We start from the raw sequence: 5,292 nt of genomic DNA on the forward strand, positions 1-5,292 counted from the left end.
CGCCGCCGAGGTCGAAGAACCCGTCGTCGACGCCCACTTCGGCCAGGCCCAGGACGTCCGCGAACAGCGCGCACAGCACCTTCTCCCGCTCGGTGCGGGGTTCCGCGGCCACCGTGTCGGTGCCGGGGGCGGGCAGCGCCCGGCGGTCGAGCTTGCCGTTGGCGGTGAGTGGCAGCTCGTCGAGCGGGACGACGAAGGACGGGACCATGTAGTGCGGCAGCTGCTGCTCGAGGTGGGCACGCAGCGTGCGGCCCAGCGCCGGGTCGGCGTCCTGGCCCTCCGGCACCACGTACGCCACGAGCCGGGTCGGACCGGCGGACTCCTCGCGGGTGACCACGACCGCCGTCTCGACGCTCGGGTGGTCGGCGAGCACGGCCTCGACCTCGCCCGGCTCCACACGGAAACCGCCGATCTTGACCTGGTGGTCGGCGCGGCCCAGGAACTCCAGCTCGCCGCAGTGGTTCCACCGCACGACGTCGCCGGTGCGGTAGAGACGCGTGCCGGGCCGCCCGAACGGTGAGGCGACGAACCGTTCCGCCGTACGGTCGGGGCGGCCGAGGTAGCCGCGGGCCAGCTGGGCGCCGCCGATGTAGAGCTCACCGCGCACGCCCGGCGGCACCGGCCGCAGCCCGGCGTCGAGGACGTACACCGAGGCGTTCCACAGCGGCTGCCCGATGGAGGCGGCGGTGGGCCACTCGTCGATGTCCCCGGGGAGGGTCGCGGTGGTGGCCGCGTGGGTCTCGGCCGGGCCGTAGATGTTGTGGGCCATCCGCCGCCAGCCGCTCGCGCAGAACTCCCTCAGCTCGTGACTGAGCCGGAACTGCTCCCCGCCCTGGAAGAGGTCGGTGAGGGAGTCGAGCCGTTCACCGGTGTCGGCGGCCGCCGCCAGCACGGCGTCGATCACGAGGGTCGGCGCGAACAGTTCGTTGATGCTGTACCTGGCGATCCACTGGGCCAGTTCGTAGGCGTCGCGGCGGACGTGCTCCTCCGGGATCACCAGGGTTTTGCCGACGACCAGCGCCTGCAGGATCTCCTGCACCGCGAAGTCGAACGAGACGGCGAGGAACTGGGCCGTGCGGGTGCCCACGCCGCCGCTGTACGTTCCGGTGTGCCAGGCGAGCAGGTTGACGAGCGAACTCATCGGCATCACCACGCCCTTGGGCGTGCCGGTGGAGCCCGAGGTGTACACGACGTAGGCGGGGTGCCGGAGATCCAGCGGGCGGACCCGGTCCGCGTCGGTCAGGTCGGCGTCCGCGGCCGCGGCGAGTTCCCGGACCGTCTCCGGGGCGTCGACAACGACGTCGAGGGTGATCCCGTCGCCCAGGAGAGGCCGGGTGGCCGAGTCGGTGACGACGACGCGCGGGCCGCAGTCGCTGAGTACCGCGCGAAGGCGCTGCTCGGGGGCCGAGACGTCGAGAGTGAGGTAGGCGGCGCCCGCCTTGAGGGCGGCCACCAGGGCCACCACCAGGTCGGCCGACCGGGGGAGGGCGATCGCGACGACATCCTCGGCGCCCACTCCCGAGGCGGCCAGCAGACGCGCCAGCCGGTTCGCGCGGGAGTTCAGCTCGGCGTAGGAGAGGGTGACGTCCTCACCGAGCACCGCGGTCGCCCGGGGTTCGGCCGCGACCTGCCGCTCGAAGAGCGTCGGCACCGGCAGCGGGGGCACGTCGTGAGCGGTGCGGTTCCACTCGTCCACCACACGGTCGCGTTCCGCGGGCGACATCACCTCCAGCCGGCCGATGGGCCGCTCCGGGTCGGCGACGGCTCCCTCCAGGACACGCAGCAGCCGCTCGGCGAACTCCTGTGCGGTACTGCGGTCGAAAAGGTCGGAGTTGTACTCGACGGCGCCGCCCAGGCCCTCGGGCTCGCCGTGCGGGCCGTAGCGCTCGTCGAAGAAGAACGCCAGGTCGAACTTGGCGCGTCCGGTCTCCGGCGCGTGCACGTCCACCGTGAGACCGGGCAGCCGCAGGATCTCCAGCGCCTCCTGGTTGTTGTCGAAGCCGAGCAGCACCTGGAAGAGCGGGTGACGGGCCAGCGAGCGGACGGGGCTGAGCACTTCCACCAGCCGCTCGAAGGGCACGTCCTGGTGCCCGTAGGCGCCGAGGTTGGTCTCCCTGACCCGGCCGACCAGCTCGGCGAACGTCGGATCGTTCGAGGTGTCCGTCCGCAGTACCAGGGTGTTCACGAAGAACCCGACGAGATCCTCGACGGCCGCGTCGGTGCGTCCCGCCACGGGACTGCCGATCGGGATGTCGGTACCCGCGCCCAGCCGGGTGAGCAGGGTGGCCAGGGCGGCCTGCGTCACCATGAACAGGCTGGTGCCCGTCTCCCTGGCGAACGCGGCCAGCCGTGCGTGCAGGCCGGCGGACACCTCGAAGGGCACCCGGCCGCCGCGGTGCGACTGCCGGGCCGGGCGGGGCCGGTCGACCGGCAGCTCCAGCTCCTCGGGAAGGTCCGCCAGCGCGGTCTTCCAGTGGGCCAGCTGCCGGGAGATCTCGCTGTCCGGGTCGTCCTCGGAGCCGAGCACCTCCCGCTGCCACAGCGTGTAGTCGGCGTACTGAACGGGAAGCGGCGTCCACGCCGGGGCGTCCCCGCGAGTGCGGGCGGTGTAGGCGAGCGACAGGTCGCGGGCGAGGGGGCCCATTGACCAGCCGTCTCCGGCGATGTGGTGGACCACCAGGACCAGGACCCGCTCCCCGTCGTGCGCGGAGAACAGCCAGGCCCGGACGGGGAGCTCGACCGCGAGGTCGAAGGGGTGGGACGCCGCGGTACGTATCCTGCCCGGCAACTCGCCGGGTGCCACGTCGACCTCGGTCAGTTCCGGCGTCGCGTGGGCGGCGGGCAGGACGATCTGCCGCGCCCCGTCGGAGTCCTCGGCGAACAGGGTTCGCAGCGACTCGTGCCGGGCGACGACGTCGGTGAGCGCCAGGCGCAGCGCGGCCCGGTCGAGCGCGCCCTTCAAGCCCAGCGCCACCGGGATGTTGTACGTGGCGCTCGGCCCCTCCAGGTGGTTGAGGAACCACAGCCGCTGCTGGGCGTACGACAGCGGGATCCGGGCGGGGCGCGCGACGGCGGTGACCGGTCGGCGGGCGCCCGACGCCTCGTCGAGCGCCTCGACGACGCCGGCGACCGTCGGGTTCTCGAAGAGCCGGCGGATGGACAGCTCCGCACCGAGCACCGCGCGGATCCGGCTGAGCAGTCGTACCGCCGACAGGGAATGTCCGCCGCGGTCGAAGAAGTCGTCGTCGATGCCCACGGAGGCGACACCGAGCAGCTCCGCGAAGACGGTGCACAGGATCTGCTCCCGCGGGCTGCGCGGCCCCCGGGAACGTGCGGGCCACACGTCCGCAGGGCCGGCGGGTGTCCGCCCGGGCACCTCGACGAGCCGCAGCTCACCGTCGGCCGACCAGCGCGCCGACGTGCCGGTGCGGTACATCCAGCCCGCGCGGCCGAACGGACACGGCAGCCACCGCTCCTGCTCCTCCGCGTCACCGGCCGGACCGGAGCCCGAAACGTACAGCTGCCCCGCGACCCCGGGCGGCACCGGGGCCAGGGAGTCGTCGAGGACGTACGCGCGAGCGTCGTCCGCCGTCCGCGGCAGGGACGAGCCGGACAGCGCGGCCGCCACCGGGGGCCGGGCCGCGTCGCTCCACTCGTCCAGGATCGCCGTGCGCTCGCCCGGGGCGAGAACGTCGATCTCGCCGATCGGGACCTCCGCGTCGCGGGCCGTCGCGGACAGCAGGCGCACGAGGCGGTCGGCCACCGAGCGGGCGGTGTCGCGGTCGAACAGTTCGGCGGAGAACTCCAGGTCGACGGTGACACCCGCGGGCCGTCCGAGGCCGTCGACGTGTTCCGTCAGTTCCCAGTTGAGGTCGAACTTGGTGTCCTCGATGGGGAGCCGCTCCAGCTCCACCGTCAGTCCCGGCAGCCGCGCCTCCTCGGCGACCGTGGCCCGCGGGTCGGTGTTGTGGAGGGTCAGGCACACCTGGAAGAGGGGGTGCCGGGTGAGCGAGCGGTCCGGGTTGACGGCCTCGACCAGCCGCTCGAACGGCAGGTCCTGGTGCTGGTACGCCTCCAGGCTCCGCGCCCTCACGCGCTCCACGAGCTCGGCGAACGTCGGGTCGCCCGAGGTGTCGGTGCGCAGCACCAGCGTGTTGGCGAAGAACCCGACCAGCTCCTCGACGGCCGCGTCGGTGCGGCCCGCGATCGGCGATCCGAGGGGGATGTCGGTGCCCGCGCCGAGCCGGGTCAGCAGGGCGGCGAGCCCCGCCTGGAACACCATGAACAGACTGGAGTGCGTCGTCCGCGCCAACTCGTGCAACTGCCCGTGGAGTTCGGCCGGAATCCGCAGGGACACCTGTCCACCGTGCTGTGTGACCACCTCACTGCGGGGGCGGTCGTAGGGGAGTTCGAGCTGGTCGGGGAGTCCGGTGAGGGTGTGGGTCCAGTAGTCGAGTTGGCGGGTGATCTCGCTGGTGGGGTCGTCCTCGGTGCCGAGGATGTCGCGCTGCCAGAGGCTGTAGTCGGCGTACTGGACCGGCAGCGGCGCCCATTCCGGCGTCGTCCCCCGCACCCGCGCCGCGTAGGCGGCGGCCAGGTCACGAGCCAGCGGACGCATCGACGAACCGTCGCCGGCGATGTGGTGCAGGAGCAGCAGGAGTACGTACTCGTCGTCGCCGACCTCGAACAGGGTGGCCCGCAGGGGCGGTTCCGCGGCCAGGTCGAAGGAGTACCGTGCCGCGTCCGCCAGCCGTTCCCCGAGCCGCTCCTCGTCCACCGCGACGATGTCGAATCCCAGGGCCACCTCGTAGGGTTCCAGGATCACCTGGGTGAAGCCGCCCTCGTCCTCGGCGAAGACGGTCCGCAGGCTCTCGTGCCGGGCCACGACGTCGACCAGGGCCTGCCGCAGGGCCTCCTGGTCCAGGGCTCCGGTGAGCCGCAACGCGCCGGGGGCGTTGTAGGCGGTACTGCCGTCCTCCAGCAGACTCAGGAACCGCAGCCGCTGCTGGGCGTAGGAGACGGGGATCCGTCCAGGCCGCGGTCCGGCCGTGACACCGGGACGCCGTACGGCAGCACGGGCCGGCTGCTGGTCGAGCGTGGCGCTGATGCCGGCGACGGTGGGGGTCTCGAACAGCTGCCGGATGGGGAGTTCCGCACCGATGGTCGTGCGGATGCGGCTGATGAGTGTGGTGGCGAGGAGGGAGTGTCCGCCGAGGTGGAAGAAGTCGTCGTCGATGGTGACGGTGTCGGTGCCGAGTACTTCGGCGAAGAGGGTGCAGAGGGCTTGTTCGT

Annotated in this window: 1 protein-coding gene; it reads right to left on the minus strand. The window is 72.6% G+C overall.

Annotated features, from left to right (window positions below):
• On the minus strand, positions 1 to 5,292 hold a 5,292-nt coding region (locus tag IE258_RS40315), incomplete at both ends, for a non-ribosomal peptide synthetase (RefSeq protein ID WP_189750761.1).

Origin of the sequence: Streptomyces tendae (assembly GCF_014650435.1) — a bacterium.
GTDB lineage: Bacteria > Actinomycetota > Actinomycetes > Streptomycetales > Streptomycetaceae > Streptomyces > Streptomyces tendae.